The organism is Eggerthella sp. (assembly GCF_048329335.1).
GTDB classification, from domain to species: Bacteria; Actinomycetota; Coriobacteriia; order Coriobacteriales; family Eggerthellaceae; genus Eggerthella; species Eggerthella lenta.
The window spans coordinates 1-1,039 of the sequence record NZ_DBFEGU010000196.1 but is presented as its reverse complement, the minus strand read 5'-3'; the positions used below and the strand labels follow the sequence as shown (position 1 = coordinate 1,039).

The window sequence follows — 1,039 nt, the reverse complement described above, 5'->3', positions numbered from 1 at the left end:
ATGCGGCGCATGCCGGGCTCGGCTACGCAGACGGCTGTCCGGCCGCGAGGGGGCTTTGCCCTCGTGCAAGCGCCTGCGTCGATCCTTCTTATGACGCAGGCGCTTTTCCCCGTTGGCGTGGCGATGTTCGGCCTTGGCCAGTGCAGCTTACCTCACGTGGTCGTCGAGCCATTCGATGGCATCGCGGATGACGCGGTCCTTCTTGAACTCGTTGAATATCTCGTGGCGCAGGCCTGCGTAGATGCGCAGCGACTTGTCCTTCGATGAGACTTCGCGGAACATATCGATGCTGTCCTGCGGGCTGACCAGGCCGTCGTCTCCGCCGTGCAGCAGGAGCACCGGGTCGGCGAAGTCGGCGGCCTGCGCGCGTAGCCAGAGGTGCCCGTCGTGCACGGCGCGCAGCAGCGCCACCGAGAACTCCTTGACGACGAAGGGGTCGGCCAGGTAGGCCTCTCCCACGGCGGGGTCGGAGCACACGCCGTCGCCCAGCTCGTTGGGGATGTACATTTCCGGGTCGAGCCCTTGCTCCACCGCGCCCGATGCCAGGCCCGTGTGGTCGCGCGTCCAAGCGCCCGACAGCACGTAGCCGTCCAGCTTGCCGGGATGGGCCGTGCCGTAGCTGGCGGCGCCGAAGCCGCCCATAGAGTGTCCGATCATGAACACCGGCAGGTCGGGGAACTGCGCGCGGGCCTCTTCGACGAACAGATCGGTATCGGATACGATCTGCGTGCGGTCGTCGTACCACACCTTCTTGCCCATGGAGCGCCCGTGCCCGCGATGATCGAAGCGCACGACGGCGTACCCGGCTTCCAGCAGCCGCTGCGTCACGTAGTCGTAGCGTCCGAAGTGCTCGCACAGCCCGTGGACGATGACGATTGCCGCCTTCGGCCGCTCCGGTGCGTCGATGCGCCCGACCAACAGGAAGCCCTCGGGGGCCTGTTTCGTGAGTTGCTGCTGCATGCGCGTTCCCTTCTCTCGGGTCGATAAGCTGGAGCTATTGTAGCGCGTTGACGCGCGGGTATGGAGGGCAGGGGAGGAA

1 protein-coding gene is annotated in these 1,039 nt (G+C 66.3%); it reads right to left on the bottom strand.

Annotated elements, in window-relative coordinates:
- Nucleotides 1-147: 147 nt before the first annotated feature.
- On the bottom strand, nucleotides 148-960 hold the full coding sequence (locus ACMO6A_RS06495; RefSeq protein WP_009306745.1) for an alpha/beta hydrolase: 813 nt from the start codon (nucleotides 958-960) through the stop codon (nucleotides 148-150).
- Nucleotides 961-1,039: the final 79 nt, after the last annotated feature.

Bases quoted from the DNA above. Each gene is read 5' to 3' on its own strand.
- ACMO6A_RS06495 (WP_009306745.1), bottom strand. From the start codon at position 960: ATGCAGCAGCAACTCACGAAACAGGCCCCCGAGGGCTTCCTGTTGGTC.